Annotated in this window: 15 protein-coding genes and 1 other annotated feature; of the genes, 6 read left to right on the forward strand and 9 right to left on the reverse strand. The window is 46.8% G+C overall.

Features of this window, described 5'->3' with window-relative positions; translation table 11 throughout:
* Positions 1–65: 65 nt before the first annotated feature.
* Complete coding sequence (gene mutS / locus PK654_RS02540; RefSeq protein ID WP_271697507.1) at positions 66–2,627, reverse strand: DNA mismatch repair protein MutS; 2,562 nt, start codon at positions 2,625–2,627, stop codon at positions 66–68.
* A 94-nt stretch (positions 2,628–2,721) separates the two neighbouring features.
* Here mutS and pncC point away from each other — a divergent pair, with 94 nt between their 5' ends.
* On the forward strand, positions 2,722–3,210 hold the full coding sequence (gene pncC, locus PK654_RS02545; RefSeq protein ID WP_271697508.1) for a nicotinamide-nucleotide amidase: 489 nt from the start codon (positions 2,722–2,724) through the stop codon (positions 3,208–3,210).
* Positions 3,211–3,264: 54 nt separating this feature from the next.
* Here the strand turns inward: pncC and PK654_RS02550 are convergent, their stop codons facing one another.
* The 6 genes from PK654_RS02550 to gltB all read right to left on the reverse strand — a co-directional run bounded on the left by PK654_RS02550 (position 3,265) and on the right by gltB (position 12,593).
* Positions 3,265–3,885 (reverse strand): TRIC cation channel family protein, encoded by a 621-nt coding sequence (locus PK654_RS02550; RefSeq protein ID WP_271697509.1) that lies wholly within the window; start codon positions 3,883–3,885, stop codon positions 3,265–3,267.
* Positions 3,886–3,960: 75 nt separating this feature from the next.
* Positions 3,961–4,782 carry a vitamin B12 ABC transporter substrate-binding protein BtuF gene (gene btuF, locus PK654_RS02555; RefSeq protein ID WP_271697510.1) on the reverse strand — a complete coding sequence of 274 codons (822 nt, stop codon included), beginning with the start codon at positions 4,780–4,782 and terminating at the stop codon, positions 3,961–3,963.
* Between the two features lies 1 nt (position 4,783).
* Positions 4,784–5,737, reverse strand: coding sequence for a cobalamin biosynthesis family protein (locus PK654_RS02560; protein WP_271697511.1), 954 nt, complete (start codon positions 5,735–5,737; stop codon positions 4,784–4,786).
* Between the two features lie 7 nt (positions 5,738–5,744).
* Entirely contained in the window at positions 5,745–6,440 is a 696-nt protein-coding gene (gene mtnN, locus PK654_RS02565) for a 5'-methylthioadenosine/S-adenosylhomocysteine nucleosidase (protein WP_271697512.1), read from the reverse strand.
* A 133-nt stretch (positions 6,441–6,573) separates the two neighbouring features.
* Entirely contained in the window at positions 6,574–8,046 is a 1,473-nt protein-coding gene (locus tag PK654_RS02570; RefSeq protein ID WP_271697513.1) for a glutamate synthase subunit beta, read from the reverse strand.
* A complete protein-coding gene (gltB, locus tag PK654_RS02575; protein ID WP_271697514.1) occupies positions 8,046–12,593 on the reverse strand; it encodes a glutamate synthase large subunit in 4,548 nt (1,515 codons plus the stop codon). The genes PK654_RS02570 and gltB overlap by 1 nt, the downstream gene beginning before the upstream one ends.
* A gap of 521 nt (positions 12,594–13,114) precedes the next feature.
* Here gltB and PK654_RS02580 point away from each other — a divergent pair.
* From PK654_RS02580 to arcB, 3 genes are all read left to right on the forward strand, one after another.
* Complete coding sequence (locus PK654_RS02580; RefSeq protein ID WP_271697515.1) at positions 13,115–14,068, forward strand: TIGR01212 family radical SAM protein; 954 nt, start codon at positions 13,115–13,117, stop codon at positions 14,066–14,068.
* Positions 14,069–14,149: 81 nt separating this feature from the next.
* Positions 14,150–15,892, forward strand: coding sequence for a diguanylate cyclase domain-containing protein (locus PK654_RS02585; RefSeq protein ID WP_271697516.1), 1,743 nt, complete (start codon positions 14,150–14,152; stop codon positions 15,890–15,892).
* Positions 15,893–15,966: 74 nt separating this feature from the next.
* On the forward strand, positions 15,967–18,318 hold the full coding sequence (gene arcB / locus PK654_RS02590) for an aerobic respiration two-component sensor histidine kinase ArcB (protein ID WP_271697517.1): 2,352 nt from the start codon (positions 15,967–15,969) through the stop codon (positions 18,316–18,318).
* Positions 18,319–18,406: 88 nt separating this feature from the next.
* Here arcB and arcA read toward each other — a convergent pair whose 3' ends face one another.
* Positions 18,407–19,123 carry a two-component system response regulator ArcA gene (arcA, locus tag PK654_RS02595; protein WP_271697518.1) on the reverse strand — a complete coding sequence of 239 codons (717 nt, stop codon included), beginning with the start codon at positions 19,121–19,123 and terminating at the stop codon, positions 18,407–18,409.
* A 333-nt stretch (positions 19,124–19,456) separates the two neighbouring features.
* Here arcA and PK654_RS02600 point away from each other — a divergent pair, with 333 nt between their 5' ends.
* Both PK654_RS02600 and PK654_RS02605 read left to right on the forward strand, forming a co-directional pair.
* Positions 19,457–19,861: a DUF3293 domain-containing protein gene (locus tag PK654_RS02600; RefSeq protein ID WP_271697519.1), complete on the forward strand. Its 405-nt coding sequence runs from the start codon at positions 19,457–19,459 to the stop codon at positions 19,859–19,861.
* 77 nt (positions 19,862–19,938) lie between these two features.
* Positions 19,939–20,421: a putative 4-hydroxy-4-methyl-2-oxoglutarate aldolase gene (locus PK654_RS02605; RefSeq protein ID WP_271697520.1), complete on the forward strand. Its 483-nt coding sequence runs from the start codon at positions 19,939–19,941 to the stop codon at positions 20,419–20,421.
* A 10-nt stretch (positions 20,422–20,431) separates the two neighbouring features.
* Here the strand turns inward: PK654_RS02605 and PK654_RS02610 are convergent, their stop codons facing one another.
* On the reverse strand, positions 20,432–20,899 hold the full coding sequence (locus tag PK654_RS02610) for a ribonuclease regulator (RefSeq protein ID WP_271697521.1): 468 nt from the start codon (positions 20,897–20,899) through the stop codon (positions 20,432–20,434).
* Positions 20,900–21,244: 345 nt separating this feature from the next.
* Positions 21,245–21,365: a sequence feature (Thr leader region), on the forward strand.
* The last annotated feature ends 15 nt before the right edge of the window (positions 21,366–21,380 follow it).

The following is a 21,380-nucleotide window of genomic DNA, read 5'->3' on the forward strand; positions in this document are numbered from 1 at the left end:
CTACATCCATACAGAGAAAAAAGGGATCATAATGATCCCTTTTTTGATGCCTTAATTCTGAAAGATTACAGTAGTTTTTTCAGGCGGTAGAGCTCATCCAGTGCCTGCCTTGGTGTCAGATCATCCGGGTCAATACCTGCCAGTGCTTCTTCAACTTCACTTGGCTCAGGAATTAAACTGAGTTGGTTAGCAATATCCACATTGTTAGCCGGAGCGGATGGCTGATTGCCTATCTGCTCAAGCTGGTTCAGCTTTCCGCGTGCATTTTTGATTACTGTTTTAGGCACACCCGCAAGGCCGGCAACGGCTAAGCCATAAGACTTACTGGCAGCACCTTCCTGTACGGCATGCATAAAGGCGATGCTATCACCGTGCTCGACGGCATCCAGATGAACGTTGGCAAGGTGATCTAACATATTCGGTAGTTCAGTCAGCTCAAAATAGTGAGTGGCAAACAGCGTCATTGCCCCAATTTGGTTGGCCAGCCATTCGGCACTTGCCCAGGCGAGGGAGAGGCCATCGTAAGTGCTGGTTCCGCGGCCGATTTCATCCATCAGCACCAGACTATGAGGCGTGGCGTTATGCAGGATATTCGCTGTCTCTGTCATCTCGACCATAAAGGTTGAGCGTCCGGAGGCAAGATCATCTGAGGCACCAATACGGGTGAAGATACGGTCAATCATACCTATTGTTGCCGCTTCGGCTGGTACATATGAGCCAATATGTGCCAGAAGAGCGATAAGCGCTGTCTGGCGCATATAAGTCGACTTACCACCCATGTTTGGCCCGGTAATAATCAGCATTTTACGCTGAGGGCTTAGTTCAATTGGGTTGGCGATAAAGGGGGCGTCCAGTACCTGCTCTACCACAGGATGACGACCATTCTGGATATGAATGCCGACATCTTCTGTCAGTTGTGGTCTGGCATAGTTCAGGCTGTCTGCCCGCTCAGCCAGATTCTGCAGTACATCCAGTTGAGAAACAGCAGAAGCCAGATTTTGTAATCGCTCCAGACTAGGCATCAGCAGATCAAACAGCTCTTCCCACAGTTTTTTCTCAATAGCCAACGCTTTAGACTTTGAGTTTAATACCTTGTCTTCGTGCTCTTTCAGCTCCGGAATAATATAACGTTCTGCATTTTTCAGGGTTTGTCGGCGCACATAGTGCGGGGGAACCAGATGACTCTGCCCGCGGCTGACCTGAATATAGAATCCATGCACATTGTTATAGCCGACTTTTAGTGTATCGATACCGTGGCGTTCCCGCTCATCGGCTTCCAGCTGCTCCAGATATTCTGTGGCTCCATCTGCCAGATTACGCCACTCATCCAGCTCGGCGCTATAGCCTGAAGCGATAACCCCGCCATCACGGATAACCACAGGCGGGTTCTCTTTAATGGCGCTCTCTAGTAACTGGCAGACATCATCCATTGGTGCTGCAAACTGAGCCAGTTTGCTCAGGTAACTGTCGCTTACACCCTGTAGTGAAGCTTCAAGTTCGGGCAGTTGCTGCATCGCGTGGCGCAAACGGGAAAGATCCCGTGGGCGGGCACTTCTGATAGCAAGGCGCGCCAATATGCGTTCAATATCGCCGATCTGCTTTAACGTTGGCTGAAGATCGAGAAACAGACTGCTCTCTTTCAGTTCGCTAATGGCGTTTAGCCTTAGGTTAAGTGTCTCGCGGCAGCGCATTGGCTGATGTAGCCAACGCTTAAGCATGCGGCTGCCCATTGCAGTGGCACTTTTATCCAGTACTTCTGCAAGAGTGTTGTCCGTACCACCGGAAAGGTTCTGGGTCAGTTCCAGATTACGACGTGTAGCAGCATCCAGAATCACGGAGTGATCCTGAGCGTCTAGCGTCAGGGAGCGGATATGGGGCAGGGCGGTTCTCTGGGTATCTTTTACATACTGAATCAGGCAGCCTGCAGCGGAAAGGCCCAGCTCAGCATGCTCTACTCCGAAGCCTATCAGGTCACGGGTTCCGAACTGCTTATTGAGCTGTTGTTTCGCTGTTTCCAGTTCAAACTCCCAGACAGGACGACGACGGTTTCCGTTTCGTCCTTCCATAAGTTGTACCGGTTCAAAATCTTCAGGGAACAGAAGTTCTGTTGGCGAGGTACGCTGAAGCTCCGCCAGCATAGCTTCTTCAGTTTCCGGCTCACAGAGCTGAAAGCGTCCGGAAGTGATATCTAATGTGGCGTAACCAAACTTGCCGTTGCGGTGACAAATCGCGGCAATAATATTATCCACCCGCTCGGACAGCAGGGCTTCGTCTGTTACGGTTCCCGGTGTCACTATACGCACAACCTGACGTTCAACCGGCCCTTTACTGGTGGCCGGATCGCCTACCTGTTCGCAGATAGCAACTGACTCACCCATCTGAACCAGCTTGGCCAGATAGCCTTCTACGGCATGGAATGGGACGCCTGCCATTGGAATTGGTTCGCCGGCAGAGGCGCCCCGCTTGGTCAGGGATATCTCAAGAAGCTGAGACGCTTTTTTTGCATCATCATAAAAAAGTTCGTAAAAATCGCCCATACGATAAAACAGCAAGATATCCGGATTCTCGGCCTTGAGTTTCAGATATTGCTGCATCATGGGAGTATGTGTTGGAGTCGCTTTTGCCATTTTGACCTAATTTACCACTTTAACTTCTTATTCCAGCGGCTTAGGATACGTGAATAGAAATGACAGGCAAGATGAATTCGAGGATTTCTGGATCATGGGAACACTAACAGAACTAAGTGCGACTTTAGGTCAGTTGCTGGCGCAGGAAAAACTGGTTCTTACAACAGCAGAATCCTGTACCGGAGGGGGAATTGCCAGTGCAGTCACTGATATTGCCGGCAGTTCTGCATGGTTTGACCGGGCATTTATTACCTACAGCAACGAAGCCAAAATGGATATGTTAGGCGTTGACCCTTATACCCTGCAAAAAGAGGGGGCAGTGAGCCAGAAAGTGGTTCAGCAGATGGCAGCCGGTGCGATTCAAAGCTCAATGGCCAATGTCTCTATATCGGTGAGTGGTATTGCCGGTCCCGGTGGCGGCAGTGACGAAAAACCGGTAGGGACAGTCTGGTTTGGCTGGAAACTGGCCGATGATACTGAAGTGCAGAAAGTAAAAGTGTTTAAGGGCGACAGAGGCGAAGTCAGGCAGCAGGCTTGCTACTTTGCCCTGCAAACCCTGGTTGAGTTAATTAACAAGCCTTAAACTGCCTTAATAAAAAATTATTAAAAGGAGTGAGTGATCACTCCTTTATTATATTCAGCGGTTAAGGGCAAAGGTTGGCAGAGACAAGTGCCATTTAATTGCCCCGAGGCGAATAGCCAGTGTTGAGACAGCACCCAGCAGGAAGGCGGAGTGATTATCCAGCCCGAAATGTAGAGCTGCAACATGGAAGAAACCACCGACAATACAGGCCGTAGCGTAAACCTCGCTTCGTAAAATCATAGGAATTTCCCGCGCCAGTACATCGCGGATAATACCACCGCCACAACCGGTGGAGACGCCCATAATAATAGCGATCAGATACGAGGTGTTATAGCTGAGGGCTTTTTCAACACCGATACCGACAAAGGCTGCCAGTCCGATAGCATCACACACTGGTAGTACATACCACGGCAGCCGTTTAGGGCGGCGTACAATGGCCATGGTCAGCAGGCAGGTGAGTAAAATAACCCAGATATAGGCATTATCGGTTACCCAGAATACTGGTGTCGCGCCAAGCAGTACATCGCGGATAGAACCGCCGCCAATGGCGGTTACACTGGCCAGTACCATAACGCCAAACGGATCCATTTTTAACCGGCCTGCAAGCAGAACGCCGGAAACGGCAAATACAGCAGTACCGAATAGATCGATAAAATAGAGAAGTGAAGAGTCCATGGTGCTAATTTCAGACTAGAAAAACTGAAGGCGATTCTACGCTAATTTATTAAGAAAATAATCTCATAAATTAGGCTATTTCTGATTTTTTGCCCGCACTTGATCGAAGCGGCTGCATACTTCTTCTATGGCCATAAGTGACCTTGGTGTCGGGCGGTTAAGCCAGTCAGAGTTTAGTGACCAGATATTGTGGTTCTGTACCGCCGGAAGCTGAGCTCGCCATTTATCCCACATTTCAGGGTTTTGGGTGGTATGTGACGAGGTAAAAATGGCTTCAGGCTTCCGGACTAATACCTGTTCTAACCCAACCTGAGGGTAAGGGTTAGGAGACTGTTTGAAAATATTGATACCACCACAGAGTGAAAACACTTCACTGGGCCAGTGACTCTGGGCAATGGTATAGATGGGTTTGCTGCTTAACTGGTAAAAGTAGCGGACCTTTGTTCTGTCTCTGAATTTCTCATCAAGCTTCGCCAGTTTGTCTCTGAATTTCTGCGCATTCAGCATACCAATATCGGGGTTATTGGCGTATTGACTCAGCTCTTCTAATCTGACAGCAATGTCTGACAGTTTGTCCGTGTCTGAGTAGTAAATCTTATAGCCAAGCTGCTCAAGTTGGGTTAATGATTTACTCACACCGCCGGAGCGCCATGCGACGATTAAATCGGGATTAAGTGCAATGATCCTTTCAACATTAACACTCTGGAAGCTGGCCACCCGTTCGAGCTGCTTTGCCTCCTCCGGATAGTCACTAAAGTCACTGACAGCAATTAGCTTATCGGCCAGCCCCGCAGCATAGACAAGCTCAGTAGAGGAGGGGGCAAGTGAGATAATGCGCTCTATAGCGAAGCTGAATGGTGCGAAAATCAGCAGCAGAACCGTGAGTAAAAGCCTCAAGCTAGACTCCCTGATAAAGCAAGAACATCAGTATGCTTTGTAAGATGATCCAGCCATATGTCCGCCATGCCAGCAGTGTTTGTAGCTGTGCGATATGGATGGCCGATGGAGCCACTCTTCCGCCCAGTTTAGGCCGGACTGATTTTTTGTCCTGATAAATAGCCGGGCCGCCAAGTGACAGCTGTAGCTTATTGCCGGTTGCAGCGAGTAACCATGCCGGCCCCGGCGTCGGCCAGTTTTTACCCTGACTGTACATCTGCTTCAGGGTGGTCATGCCATTTTTACCGACAGCAATCATCAGGCTAAATAGCCGCAAGGGTATAAAGTCCATACAGGCAAGCATACGAATAGCGGGAAGACCGAACGGCAGAAATTTCTCATTACTCGGAGACCATGCCCTTGCCAGCTCCTGAATTAACCGGTAGCTGAAAGCACCTATGCCACCTGCAATGCCGTACCAGAACAGTACAGCAACTACATTGCGGCCGTATCCTAGCAGAACGGTTTCTGCCCCGGCCTTGCCTAACCCCAGAGGAGATAGTGAGCCGGTTTCCCGGTTCAGAATGGGTTTCAGCAGGCTTCGGGCCAGCTTTTTATCTTCTTTGGCCAGTGCGCTGGTTAACTGAGTAGCCAGTTTTTCACTGTTACGCCAGTCAATGGCTAGCAGTAACAACGCCAGTTCAAACAGCTGTTCCTGCCAGACTAAAGGTTTAAGTGCCATTAATACGGCTAAGGCAGGTATCACCATTAACAGCCATGCCAGAGAGCCGGATATCAGGCTCTGGGAGTAGCTTGCATTGGTATTGACTTTATCAGCCAGAATTCGGGCGAAAGCACGCCATAAGGTTGCGGGATGAGCAGATACAGGAATAGGCAATATCAGATGAAACAGAATGGCACCCCATAACACTAACAGGGCACCATTACTGTAAAATTGCTCAAATGCAGCTTGCATAGATAGCTTACTTAAGCAGCTCGATCATATTGATCACCATCTCTGAAGAGCTTTTCGCTGCCAGAGGCAGAAACTCATCAAAGGTCATTGGTGATTCTTTATCTGCCACGTCAGAAATGGCGCGAACCACAACAAATGGTTTACCAAACTGATGGCACGTCTGACCTACTGCTGCCGCTTCCATTTCAACGGCAATAACAGAAGGGAAGTGTTTAAGAATAAACTGGTTGTGTTGCTCTGAGTTTACAAAAGTATCACCGGTACAGATCAGGCCTCGTACCGCGTGCTTGTCTTTCATTTTAGCCAGCGCTTTCTCAGCCGTTTCCATCAGCTTCTCATCGGCAGCAAAGGCTGCAGGCTGACCGGCCATCTGGCCCATCTCATAGCCGAATGCTGTTACGTCTGCGTCGTGGTAACGCACTTCAGTAGAGATAACCACATCACCTAAGTTCAGGCTTGAATCAAAACCACCGGCAGAACCTGTGTTGATAATCAAATCCGGATCAAAGTGATCGATCAGTATGGTGGTACCAACCGCTACGGAAACTTTACCAATACCCGACTGAAGCAGTACAACATCAGCACCGTTTAGTGTGCCCGAATAGAAGGTACAGCCTCCTTTTTGCATCACTTCGCAGTTGCTGATTGCTTCTCTCAGGATGGTCACTTCTTGCTCCATCGCACCAATAATACCGATTTTCATAGCTATTCTCTTTTAATTAACGGAATCAAAATTTTAAGAATTGTAGCATATCGCCTGATAGCCGCCACAGATATAAAAAAGGCCAGCGTAAAAGCTGGCCAAAATAAAGTTTGGAAGGAAACTTTACAAAAAATTATGCATTTGAAAGCATCAATGAATCTGATTTGGCTTCAAGGTTAGTGTTACCCATCAGGTAATCATCAACGGCACGGGCGCATTCGCGACCTTCGTTGATACAACGTACCACCAGAGACTGTCCGGTACGCATATCACCAGCGGCAAACACACCTTTCTGGTTAGTCATAAAGCCTTCTGTTGCCACATTGCCTCTGTCATCCAGCTTGATATCAAGCTGAGCCAGTACCCCATCCGGTTCCGGATGCAGGAAGCCCATTGCAAGGAAAGCCATATCACAAGCAATAACACGCTCGCTGCCTTCAATTTCTTTGAAGTTAGGACGCTCGCCCGGTTTAGCATCTTCCCAGACAATATCAGCCAGACGAAGGCCGGTAACATTGCCTTTGTCATCACCGATAAACTCTTTGGTCAGAATGTTCCAGTGACGTTCACAACCCTCTTCGTGTGAAGTAGAGGTACGAAGAATCATAGGGTATTGAGGCCACGGCATATTTACCGGTCTTTTCTCCGGTGGCATTGGCATGATCTCAACCTGAGTGATGCTGGCGGCACCGTGACGGTTTGAAGTACCGACACAGTCTGAACCTGTATCACCACCACCGATTACCACAACATGTTTGCCTTTGGCGTGGATCTCTTTGGTTTTCAGATCCATATTGTTGGCGCGGCGGTTGTTTTGCCCGAGAAACTCCATGGCAAAGTGCACGCCATTCAGCTCACGGCCGGAGATAGGAAGATCTCTCGGCACTGTTGAACCAACGGTAAGCAGAACCACGTCATACTCCTGACGAAGCTGCAGTGCATTCACATCTACACCGATATGAGCACCGGTTTCAAACACAATGCCAGCTTCTTCCATCAGGCTCACTTTGCGATCGATAACATCCATACCCAGCTTAAAGTCGGGGATACCAAAGCGAAGCAGACCACCCACTTTTTCGTCACGCTCATAAACCGTAACGCAGTGGCCGGCACTGTTCAGCTGCTCGGCAGCCGCCAGACCAGCAGGGCCTGAACCGATAATTGCCACGGTTTTACCAGTACGGATACGTGGTTTTTTCGGCTTGGCGTAGCCCTCTTTATAGGCTCTCTCAACGATGGTTTTTTCAATATTACAGATGGTAATAGGATCTTGGTTAATGCCCAGAACACAAGCAGTTTCACAAGGTGAAGGACAAACACGACCGGTAAACTCCGGAAAGTTGTTTGTGCTGCTCAGAATGTTCCATGCCTCTTCCCAGCTGTCACGATAAACGGCATCGTTAAACTCAGGAATAATATTTCCTATCGGGCAGCCGCTATGACAAAACGGCACACCACAGTCCATACAGCGAGAAGCCTGTTGATTGATCTTCTCACCAAACTCTTCGTTTAGGACGAACTCTTTGTTGTCTTGAATACGAACACTTGGATCAAGCTTTTGTGGCAGCTCACGACCATGTTCTAAAAATCCAGTAGGCTTACCCATTATACTGCCTCCAACTCTTCCGTGTGTTCTGCTTGCTGTTGTGCCTTGCGCTTCTGAAGTACCGCTTTGTAGTCACGCGGCATTACCTTAACCATCTGCTTAAGGTTTGCTTCGAAGTCTTCAAGGAACGCTTTAGCAACAGCACTTCCTGTAAACTCAATATGCTTGCTTAGCATCTCTTGCAGTAAGGCTCTGTCTTCCTGCTCGATTGGATCCAAGTCAACCAGTTCCGGGTTCAGCTTGGTTTCAAAATCGCCTTCTTTATCCCAGACATAAGCAGTACCACCACTCATACCTGCAGCAAAGTTACGGCCTGTTGAGCCAAGAATAACCGCAGTACCGCCAGTCATATATTCACAGCCGTGGTCACCCACACCTTCAACAACCACCTTGGCACCTGAGTTACGTACACAGAAACGCTCACCAGCCAGACCACGGATATAAGACTCACCAGAAGTCGCGCCGTAGAAGCAGACGTTACCAACCACAATGTTGTTTTCAGCAACAATTGAAGAGTTAGTGTCCGGATAAAGTACCAGAGTACCGCCGGATAAACCTTTACCCCAGTAGTCGTTGGCGTTGCCTTCTACTTCGAACTGTACGCCTTTAGACAGGAAGGCTCCGAAAGATTGACCAGCAGAACCGTTAAACTTCACCTTCATGGTGTTAGGCAGGCCCTGATCTTTGAAGACCTTAGAGATCTCGTTGGATAGCATGGTGCCTGTTGAACGGTCGGTATTGATAATCGGTAGTTCCGCACTAACGGCTTCACCCTTCTCAATGGCCGGTTTAGCAAGATCGATCAGTTTGCGGTCGAGTACTTCTTCCAGCAGGTGGTTCTGCTCAATCTGGTTGTAAACGCCGTCAGATTCACGGGCAGGTTCGATATAAAGAACAGGAGAAAGATCCAGGTTCTTATATTTCCAGTGCTGGATATCGTCACGTACTTTCAGCTTCTGAGACTGACCAACCATTTCATCAATGGTGCGGAAGCCCAGTTCAGCCATGATTTCACGCAGACCTTCAGCCATATACTGGAAGAAAGTAACCACGTCTTCTACGCGACCGTCAAAGCGTTCACGCAGGGTTTTGTTTTGTGTTGCGATACCCACAGGACAGGTGTTCTTATGACACTTACGCATCATGATACAACCTTCAACCACAAGGGCAGCCGTTGCCACGCCCCACTCTTCTGCACCCAGAAGGGTAGCAACAGCAAGGTCACGAGGTGTCTTCATCTGGCCGTCAGACTGAACTACGATACGGTTACGAAGACCGTTTTTCAGTAGTGTCTGATGCGTTTCAGCCAGACCAAGCTCCCATGGAAGGCCAGTATGGCGGATAGATGAAATTGGTGATGCACCTGTACCGCCATCGAAACCGGCGATAAGTACAACATCGGCTTTTGCCTTAGCTACACCTGAAGCGATAGTACCTACGCCCGCTTCCGATACCAGCTTGACGTTTACACGGCCGTTACGGTTGGCGTTTTTCAGATCGTAGATAAGCTGAGCCAAATCCTCGATCGAGTAGATATCGTGGTGTGGCGGAGGTGAAATCAGACCAACTCCCGGAGTGGAGTGTCGGGTTGCACCGATCCAGTCATCGACTTTGTCACCCGGTAGCTGACCACCTTCACCCGGTTTCGCACCCTGAGCCATCTTGATCTGAATTTCATCAGAGTTGGTCAGGTAGTATGAAGTTACACCGAAACGGCCGGAGGCAACCTGCTTGATTGCTGAGCGTTCCCAGTCACCATTCTCTTTCTTCTCAAAACGAGCCGGATCTTCACCACCTTCACCTGAGTTGGATTTTGCTCCAATCCGGTTCATGGCTACCGCCAGTGTTGAGTGTGCTTCGTAAGAGATGGAACCAAAGCTCATTGCACCCGTTGCGAATCGCTTAAGAATGCTTTCAATCGGCTCTACTTCAGCCAGAGGTACGGCACCCGCCGGGTTCTTAACAAACTCTAACTGGCTACGAAGTGTCGCTGCGTTGTCGCCTTGTGCATCAACGGTTTGAGCATATTGTTTAAACTGAGCAAAATCTTTATTACGGGTAGACTGTTGCAACAGGGAAATAGTTTCAGGGTTAAACAGGTGTTTTTCACCACGCTGTTTCCACTGATAAACACCGCCGACATCCAGCATCTGGATAGGGATTTCACGGCTCGGATAACCGATGCGGTGACGTACCAGTACTTCTTTGGCAATATCGTCGATACTCAGACCCTGAATACGGGTAACCGTACCGGTAAAGTACTTGTCTACTACTGACTTGCTGATACCAAGGGCTTCAAAGATCTGTGCACCATGGTAGGACTGCAGGGTAGAGATACCCATCTTAGAGAAGATCTTCAGCAGGCCGCCGTTAACGCCTTTACGGTAGTTGTTAAACAGCTCTTCTGAAGGTGTTTGCGGATCCAGTTTGTTTTTCTTCTGCAGGTCGACAATGGTTTCAAGCACCAGATACGGGTTAACGGCGTTAGCACCGTAGCCGACAAGAGTAGCAAAGTGGTGTGTTTCACGTGCATCACCTGTCTCAATGACGATATCACACTTAGCACGAAGCCCTTTGCGGATCAGGTGGTGGTGAACGGCACCTACAGCCAGCATGGCCGGAATGGCGGCGTGGTTTGAGTTAACGGCACGGTCCGTCAGAAGGATGATTGAGTAACCGTCGATAACGGCATCTTCTGCATACTGGCAGATACGCTTAAGGGCGCGTTCCAGTTTGCCTTCTTCCTCGCTGGCGCGGAATACGATATCCAGTGTTTTCGCCTGCAGGTGCTCATTATCGATAGCACGCAGTTTTTCAAGTTCTGAGTTAGACAGAACAGGCGATTCCAGTTCTACTTTCTGACAGTGCTCAGGAGACTCAGCCAGCAGGTTTTGATCTTTACCAAGATAAGTATTCAGCGACATCACCATACGCTCACGGATTGGGTCAATCGGTGGGTTGGTTACCTGTGCAAATAGCTGTTTAAAGTAGTTAGACAGATGCTGTGACTGATGAGAAAGTACTGCCAGCGGCCAGTCAGCACCCATAGCACCTAGTGGTTCCTTGGCATCTTTTGCCATAGGAACAATAATTTCGTTCACCTCTTCAGAAGTGATACCAAAAGCCTGTTGGTTATGCAGCAATCTTTCAGCCGATGGCTGGTGGTGCATGTTGTCGGCTTCCGGCAGCTTCTTAAGGCTGAGCAGGTTCTCTTTTACCCACTGCTTATAAGGCTGTGCACTGGCAATGCTGTCTTTCACTTCTTCATCAGAGATGATGCGGCCTTCTTCCAGATCGGCAACAAAGATTCTGCCCGGCTGCAGGCGGCCGTGGAATTCCACGTTTTCAGGAGCGATCTCTACCACACCTGATTCAGACGCCATCACCAGAAAATCATCTTTAGTTACTGTATAACGGGAAGGACGCAAGCCATTACGGTCTAGTGTGGCACCCACCTGTACACCATCGGTGAAACAAACAGATGCAGGGCCGTCCCACGGTTCCATAACGTTAGCATGGTACTGGTAGAATGCACGGCGCTCAGGATCCATATTTTTGTTTTCCTGCCACGCTTCCGGAATCATCATCATCAGGGCATGAGGCAGGCTACGGCCGGCAAGGATAAGCAGCTCCAGCGCCATATCAAAGTTGGACGAGTCTGAGCTTCCTTCCTGACAGATAGGCAGAAGCATATCAATTTCAGCCTGAGTAAACAGGTCAGAACTCAGGATCGCTTCACGCGCTTTCATCCAGTTCAGGTTACCGCGAACTGTGTTGATTTCACCATTGTGGGCGATATAACGGAAAGGTTGCGCCAGACGCCATTTAGGGAATGTATTGGTTGAGAAACGAGAGTGAACCAGTGCCAGTGCGGTTACCATGGTCGGGTTCTGAAGGTCGAGGAAATATTGCGGAACTTGTTCCGTAGTCAACTGACCTTTATAAACCAGTGTTTTGTAAGACATTGAGTTGATATAGAAATCATCACCAATATTAGACACACTTTCCAGACAAACACGAACTGTGTAGTTACGCAGAACATACAACTTACGTTCCAGCTCGTCAGGGGTTGTGCCCGGACCACCAGAGATAAACACATGTTCAAACTGAGGCTCAGTACTTAGCGGGTCGACACCAATCATTGAGTTGTCGGTCGGTAATACACGATAACCCAGAATTTCAAGATCCAGACGACGGGCATTGCGCTCTAAAATGTCGCGACACTGCTGGCGTTTATGTTCGTCTTTAGGGAAAAGTACTACACCAACACCGTATTTCTCAAATGACGGTATTTTAATGCCCAGTTTGACAGTCTCTTCAAGTAAAAACTCGTGTGGCTTCTGTAATAAAATACCAGCACCGTCACCGCTGCATGGGTCACAACCCTGTCCGCCACGATGTTCCATTCGCGCAAGCATATCCAATGCCTGAGTAACCACATCGTGAGATTTACGGTTTTTTAAGTGAGCAACAAAACCGATACCACAAGCGTCATGCTCCAGTTCAGGAGTATAAAGACCTTGTGCCTTCTGCTCTCTATCTACCATAGATACATCCTTCCAATTAAATTTCAGGCGCAACATGCCTAAGGCAATTGTTTCCTGTCTTTTATTTATGCTTATTCAACGCTCACCATGTGTGATGAGCTCGATTCCATTCTGTTCTTCACAGGAATAATTTATGTGAAGAAAACATTTCCCTAGTGAAATCCGTTATTCTTGTGCCACTTTATAGTGGTTTATATAGGTGGGTTCGGATTGTCACAGATAAATCCGCACTTTTATCTTGTCCATTTTATTAAGAGTCAGAGTGCGAAGCTTCTTGTATCCTACAATTTTGTGTAGCTTAATTCCATTGAAAAGTTGAGGTGTATTAAGTTTTTTTTATTAAAAGTATGAATAACAAGTAGATAAAACCGGCATATTTAGCCCTTTCGAGTCATTTATTGCGCATCTTTATTGATTTTTAATAGCATTGCAGACCACCGCTTCCCGTATAATCTGCCGATACTATTTTTCATAGATGTAATTAATTTTCATTTTCATCACTCAGCAGGTAACAGAGAGATATGCAGCTACACGAACTCGTCAATACCATAGGGCAGGATTTACAACGTCGTTATGGCGAGAAGGTTCATAAACTGACATTGCATGGTGGCTTCAGTTGCCCAAACAGAGACGGAACCATTGGCAGAGGCGGCTGCACTTTCTGTAATGTGGCTTCTTTTTCAGATGAAGAGACCCAGCGCCAGAGTATTCAGGAGCAACTGACCGACAGGGCAGGGGAGATTCACCGGGCTAAACGCTACCTGGCCTATTTTCAGGCTTATACCAGCACCTACGCTGAAGTTCAGACACTGAAAAATATGTATGAAGAAGCACTAAAGGCGGCTGATATGGTGGGCTTGTGTGTCGGCACCCGCCCGGACTGTGTTCCTCAGGCGGTACTGGATCTGTTGTCTGGTTATGTTGAGCAGGGATATGAAATCTGGCTGGAGCTGGGTCTTCAGACCGCCAACAACGATACCTTAAAGCGAATCAACCGGGGGCATGATTTTGAGTGCTATGCGGAGATCACCCGTAAAGCGAGAGCGTTGGGGATAAAAGTATGTACTCACTTAATTGTTGGCCTTCCTAAAGAAGATCGACAAGACTATATAGATACAATGAATAAAGTGCTTGAAGTCGGAACCGATGGCATTAAGTTACACGCCCTTCATATAGTAGAAGGTAGTACCATGGCCAAAGCGTGGCGTGCCGGGAGGTTAGAAGCTCCGGGGCTGGAAGAGTATGTCAGTGTGGCCGGTGAGCTGATCCGTATGACACCGCCTGATATTGTTTACCATCGGGTGTCTGCTGCCGCCAGACGTCCGACTCTGCTCTCTCCTATGTGGTGTGAAAACCGCTGGCTGGCAATGACAGAGATTGGCAGAGAGCTGGACAGGCTTGGCCCGCAGGGCTCATTGATTGACCAACCTTTTGTCTATCAAAAGCCAGAACTGAAATCGTCAAATAGTGCTTAAGCCGAACTCGCTTTTTTCAGGCGGCTATGCTGAAATTAACAGCAAACAAGCAGTAATATTAATAAGGTAGCAGGAACAGCTATGGACAATATGCTTTATCAGGTTCTGGAGTGGTTCTATCTGTTGGGTATTGAGCTACTTGTTATCGTTATTGCCCTTATTACCGTAATACTGATTAAGCAACATTATCAAAATAAGTTCCGCAAGTTTATTCAGGACTCCCCCCTTGCTGTAATGGCGATAGATGAATCTTCCGGAGAGCTTTTGTTATCCAACCGGCCTGCTATGCAGTTACTCGGGGTCAGGCTGGTGGGGAAGAAATACTGTCTGCCGCTGACCATGACTGGTTCTCAGTTAAAAGAAGTATTTTTTCTGGTAAATGGTTCCAGTTTTAAAAGTTACCTTTCTACATGGACAATCTCAGAACATCACTCTTTCACCGTTGAGTTTACCGGCCGTAAAATGCGCTATGGCACCCGCTGGGTCTGGTTACTTTATGCGGTTAAGCATCTGGAGGCGGAACCTGAAAGTGATGAAGTGAGAACCTCACTAAAGATCACCCGCACAGCATTAGACTCCCTCAGTGAGCTGATTTATATACGCGATAATAACGGTAACATTATCGATTCCAATCGATCTTTCGATGCTTTCTGGCGTGATAGGGAAGAAGAGAGCGATATTCTGATGCAAGGCGTGATGCAGGGGCGGAAAAGTCAGCGACGCTGGACAACAGATACTGCAGGCAGAAGCTGTTTACTGGAAACATCACAAACGCCTCTGGTTTCCAATGACGGTGATGTGTTGGGCGCTTTGGGTATCAGCCATGATGTTACCGACTGGTTCAAGATGCAGCAGGATCTTCGTGAGGAGATGGATCGGCGTAAAGGCACAGAGATGGCACTGGCGCAAAGGGAGATTATTCTTACTTCCATTCTGGAATCTTCTCCTGATGTGATTGCGTTGTTTAATGAGGAGCGGGTCTACCAAGCTTGTAATCAGGCCTATGTTGACTCAATGGATATCGATATGAAGCCTGAGCAACTGATAGGCAAAAAGATAGAGGATATTCTGCCCGCTCACCTGAAACAGAGGTTTATCGAGACAGATGCAAAAGTGCTGGAACAAGGTGAAACCCTTCGTTATATAGACGAAATTATGGATAAGTCGGGCAAACCTAAATGGTACGATGTTGTGAAATCCCCTTACCGGGATCCTTCGACCGGGATTACCGGTGTGTTGTTACTGGCAAGGGATGTGACAGAGCGTTATCTGACAGAACAGAAACTGGAAGAAGCCAATCAGGAGCTTGCACGGTTAAGTTTTGTTGACGGGCTAACTCAGGTAGCTAACCGGAGAAGGTTCGATGAACAGCTAGATTTCGTCTGGAACCTGCACCGTCGTGAGCAAAACCCTCTTACTGTTATTTTGTGTGATATCGACTTCTTTAAAGAGTTTAATGATAACTATGGTCACCTTAAGGGGGATCAGGCTTTAGTTGATGTAGCTAATGCATTTAAAGCAACACTGACCAGAACGTCGGACTGTGTGGCCCGTTATGGTGGTGAAGAGTTTGCCTTTATTCTGCCGAATACCAATCACAACGGAGCACAGATAATTGCCAGCAATATTCATCTGGCAGTAAAGAAATTGGCCATCGCACATGAGTTTTCTCAGGTTAGTGATTTTGTTACGGTCAGTATTGGTGTCGCTTCATTTACTCCTCAGAAACAAGAGAGCCCGGAGCTGATGTTGTCTCATGCAGACGATGCCCTTTATGCGGCGAAGAAACAGGGACGAAACCAGACCCAGTACTATTATCAGTAAGTTGTGATTCAAAGTGCTTACAAACGCCTTTCTAGCAATTAGAATGTCCCTTCCTGTTATGCATGGAGCATTAAATGAAACCTATCAAAAGCTTAGCGCAGTATTATGTTGATCTGCTGGTAAAACTAGGCATCTTACGATTCTCTATTTTACTGGCGCTGGCGATAGTGGCGTTAGCGGTATTTGTTCAGGTCGGAATTACCCTCGGCCTCAGAGGGATTGTTGATGATATTGATATTATCCGTTCTGTTTTCTTCGGTTTGTTGATCACCCCCTGGGCTGTTTATTTTCTCTCCGTTGTTGTCGATCAACTGGAGGAGTCCCGTCAGCGTCTCTCAAAGCTGGTGGCAAAACTAAAGGATATGCGTGACAGGGATCAGGAGCTGAATAATCAGCTGCAACAGAATATTATCAAGCTGAATCAGGAGATTGAGGAGAGGCAGAAGGCCGAAGAAGCCCGTGAAGAGGCGATGAAAGATCTGGAAAACGAGGTCTATCAGCGTGAAAGTACTCAGTTAGAGCTGGCGGAAAGAACTGCGCTGCTACGATCCTTTATCGATGCATCTCCCGATTTGATCTACTACCGTAATGAAGAGGGGCAGTTTTCCGGCTGTAACAAAGCCATTGAAGATTTGACGGGCAAGACAGAGGCAGAGTTGGTTGGTCTGACGCCATGGGATGTGTACAGCAAAGAGATTGCGACTCAGATTGTTGAAACTGATCAGAAAGTGTTTAAAAACAACGAAGCACTTACCTATGAGCAGTGGCTGGAATATCCCGACGGAAAGAAAGTTTACTTCGAGCTGCGCAAAGTGCCTTTCTACAGCAAAGAGGGCCGCCACCTTGGTCTGGTTGGTTATGGCCGTGATATTACTGAGCGTAAGAAGTATCAGGATGCACTGGAGAAAGCCAGCCGGGATAAGACTACTTTTGTTTCTACCATTAGCCATGAGTTAAGAACTCCCCTTAACGGCATTGTCGGTTTAAGCCGGATGCTGTTAGATACCCGCCTGAATGAAGAGCAGCGTCAGCAGCTTCAGACTATCAATGTGAGTGCGATTACACTGGGTAATATTTTTAACGATATTATCGATATGGATAAGTTTGATCGCAGAAAGCTGGAGTTACTGCCAAAGCCGGTTAACTTTGAAGACTTTGTGCTGGAGATGGAGAGTATTTCCGGCCTGATGGCTCAGCAAAAAGGGCTGAGATTTGATCTGGAAAGACTGACAGATTTTCCTGCCCTGATAGAAGTAGATGAAACCAGACTGCGGCAGGTGCTGTGGAACCTGATTGGTAACGCCACTAAGTTTACCAAGGAAGGCAGTGTGATAATGAGTGTCAGTGCCGACGTTGAATATGGTATGGCTGATATTACCTTTGAGGTTGAAGATTCCGGTATCGGTATTCCGGAAAATGAGCTGGATAAGATTTTTGCCATGTATTATCAGGTTAAATCAGGCAAAGATAATCTTCATGCAGTGGGCACGGGGATCGGTCTGGCAGTTTCTAAGCAACTAATTAAGATGATGAACGGCGATATTACTGTCAGCAGTGAAGAAGGCTTTGGCAGTGTGTTTACCGTTAATATCCGTGTGCCTGTCTGTGAAGCGTCTGAAGAAGAGATTAAAAAGCAGCCTAAACAACAGAAAAGTCAGAGAATCTTTATTGTTGAGGATATTGAACTCAATATTACCGTTGCCAGATCTTTGCTGGAGAGTCTGGGGCATACAGTGGATGTGGCAATGAACGGTGAAGAGGCGATCGAGAAGTTCTCTCCTGAAGCCTATGATCTGGTATTGCTGGATATTCAACTACCGGATATGACCGGCTTTGATATTGCTGCTCATTACCGCAATGAATACAGTAACCTTCCCCCGCTGGTTGCCCTGACGGCGAATGTTATGAAAGACAAAGGGGACTATATTAATAAAGGCATGGATGACGCCCTGAGTAAGCCCCTTTCCGTAAAAGCAATTCAGAAAGTGATAGAGAAACAGTGCCTGAACCGGGAGCAGAATATGACAGAGGAAAAACCTGTAGTTGAGCCGGTTAAGCCGGCGAAAGATATTGCCTCGACTTTGTTGGATCTGGAAATGCTGGAATCTTATGTTGATATCGTCGGCTCTCAGCCGGTGCTGGACAGCATTAAGATGTTCGAAGATATGATGCCGGGCTACATTGAGGTACTTGATTCTAATATGACGGCCAAAGATCAGGACGGCATTGTTTCCGAAGCTCATAAGATTAAAGGCGCGGCAGGCTCCATCGGCTTGCAGCATATTCAGCGGGTAGCGCAGAAAGCACAGTCACCGCAAATGCCGGCGTGGTGGGAGAATATTGAAGATTGGGTTGAAGAGATTAAAAACGAGTACCAGCACGATATTACGGTTCTGAAACAGTGGCTGGAGAAAAGAGAGTCCTGATTTACAGGCAAGCGCCCTAATTATAATAAGGCAGATAAAAAAGAAGCTCCGTAAGGAGCTTCTTTTTTCACTGATTTAGCAAGAGTGGTTACTCTTCCAGATCACCGCAGAAGCGATAACCTTCACCGTGAATAGTGGCGATAATTTCCGGAGTATCTGTAATAGACTCAAAATGCTTACGGATACGACGGATAGTTACGTCTACAGTACGGTCATGTGGCTTAAGCTCACGTCCTGTCATCTTCTTAAGCAGATCGGCACGGGTTTGAATCTTGCCCGGGTTTTCACAGAAGTGCAGAAGCGCACGGAACTCTGAGCGAGGTAATTTATAACCTTCACCTAGAGGGCTAACCAGAGAACGGCTGTTGATATCCAACACCCAACCGTTAAACACATATTTCTCAACGCTACGCTTCTCTTCCGGAGCAACGCTGCCACTCATTGAGCGGGTTAGCAGGTTACGTGCACGAATGGTCAGTTCACGAGGGTTGAATGGTTTAGTGATGTAGTCATCCGCACCAATTTCCAGTCCCAGGATTTTATCGACTTCATTGTCACGGCCGGTTAAGAACATCAGTGCGACGTTAGCTTGTTCTCTTAACTCACGAGCAAGTAGCAGGCCATTTTTACCAGGAAGATTGATATCCATGATAACTAAATTAACCTGATGGTCAGAAAGCACGTCGTGCATCTCTTCACCATCACTCGCTTCAAATACGTTGTAGCCCTCTGCTTCAAATATGCTTTTCAGCGTATTTCGGGTTACTTGCTCATCTTCAACAATGAGAATCTGCGGGGTTTGCATTGGCGTTACCTAAATTGTTACGAAATTGTAAATATTTAAAAAGAATTCTAGGCAAAAAATAACATATGGGTAAAGTGTTTGCGACGATAAGTAACAAAAAACATTGATAAACACTTAAAATAGGTACGCCTTCCGTGGGTTTTACCTTGTTTCGAGACTGTTCCACTCCTGTCAGGTCTCTAAAAATATTTGCCATTAATGCGTTGGATTTTATTATCTTAACCGTATTGCAACAATAACAGTTTGTTAATTCTGTTCACTTTGTTGATTTACATCAAGTGACAAAAATTTCTAAATGTAGATATTAAATAAGCAATCTATCAGGGTAAGGCAATGGAAATTAACAAAGATTTATGGCGTGCATACCAGCTGAGCTACTTCTTCCTGAACGAGCCGCTGACTATGGATAAATTCGCCATTATTACGGCCTGCAACCCACAAAGCCAGCCAACAAATGACAGGGAAAATAAAAGAAACAACCGCTTACTGGAGCAGGATATTTCAGCTTATCGCTACCAGACTCTATCTGTCGGAGACAGTAAAAAAAGCTGGATAGAAGAGAGCTTTGCTGTAGAGTTGAGCCAAAACGCTGCTGTTGAGCTGGTAAAAAAATATCAACAGAATGCCATCTATTATGTATCAGAGGGGCAACTTTATCTTGTCTCCTGTATGGGAAGCGAGTATTCCAAACTGTTAGGGCGCTTCTCTGAAAAAGTTGTTTATCAAGAACAAGGTTGAGGACAAAGAATTTAAAATCATTCATAGCTTATCTCTGGATAATTTGGGGAGAACTATGAGTCATCAAGGAGGAAAAAATGAACGATATACTTCCAGATATTTGTGATAAATATGAAGATCAGGTAACACTGCTGGATCTTCCTCTTCAGAGCTTCGGGCAGAGATATGCCTTCAGCGGAGAGATTGTCACAGTGCGCTGCTTCCATGACAATTCGAAAGTCAGGGAGGTGCTGGCACAAGACGGAAAAGGTAAAGTTCTTTTTGTCGACGGGAATGGTTCCTGTAAAAAAGCACTATTGGGTGATCAGCTTGCTATTCTTGCTATCGAGAATGGCTGGGAAGGGATCATTGTTAACGGGGCGGTACGTGATGTTGCAGCTCTTTCTGAAATGGATATTGGTGTGAAAGCCTTAGCTGCCTGCCCATTTAAAACAGAAAAAAGAGGGGCTGGTGAAGTGAATGTCTGCCTGACTATTCAACGTCAGATGATTCATCCCGGCGACTATATTTATGCCGACTGGAACGGAACATTAGTTTCAGGTGAAGTGCTTCAGTGGTAATCAACCGGGGCTAGAAGCGAAAGCCTAGCCCCAACTCAAACCCCTGCTGTAACTCTTCATAATCCAGAGTTGCGTGCAGATCCAAATGATCAGAGATTTTTACCCTGCTTGATACTTCAGCACCGAATGTATTGAACGGTTCACCATTTTCCTGAAGTTCCTGCTTTGTATGCAGGGTGCTTTTCAAAGAAAATGCCTCACCAATATTGTAACTAACACCGCTTAGAAAGCCTCTTTCTGTGGATTCTTCAGAGACGTTATCAATCCGGGTTCCTACATATATATCGATATTGCCAAACACGGAATAGGCGTAGCCGCTATCAATTTTCCAGCTGTCGAACTCATTCAGAATATTGTTTTGGCTTGAGACAAACAGTTTATGTGGGGAGTCTGCCCCTTCTGAGTTCAGGGAAGGCAGAATTTCAGCCTGAGAATTTGTGGCAAACACAAGGAGAGCGCAGAGCAAACTTTTTCTCATATCGATCTCCTTATCTATGTGCCACTGTTAGTTCAGGCGATATATTAGTAATGTGTGATTTTGTTGCCTGTTCGTTAATTAAAACACAAAAAAACCATTGTGGATCCTTACTTTTGGATCTTTAGATAGATCCATTAGTTATTTGAAGTAATCATAGGGAATCGATTGCTTTTTAAAACAGTACTTTATGCATTCAGTCTCATTTGTAGTAAACAGAGAGAATTTTGAAGTTGCGCAAAAAAATATTGAACTTTTATTTGACTATGTGAGTGAAAGTCGGTAAACGTATGTATCAGCAAACACACATTAGCAAAAAATATAGAATTTAAATAATGCCAGCACACAGCCAAATGATGATGACCACCACCATTATTATTACCGACATGACCATTGTTGGGGCGGCCTGCTGAGCGAAAAGAATTTCAAAAAAAGGCCTGTATCCCCGAAAGATACAGGCCTTTTTTTATAGCTTTATACATAC

Source organism: Vibrio sp. SCSIO 43137 (assembly GCF_028201475.1).
Lineage (GTDB): Bacteria > Pseudomonadota > Gammaproteobacteria > Enterobacterales > Vibrionaceae > Vibrio.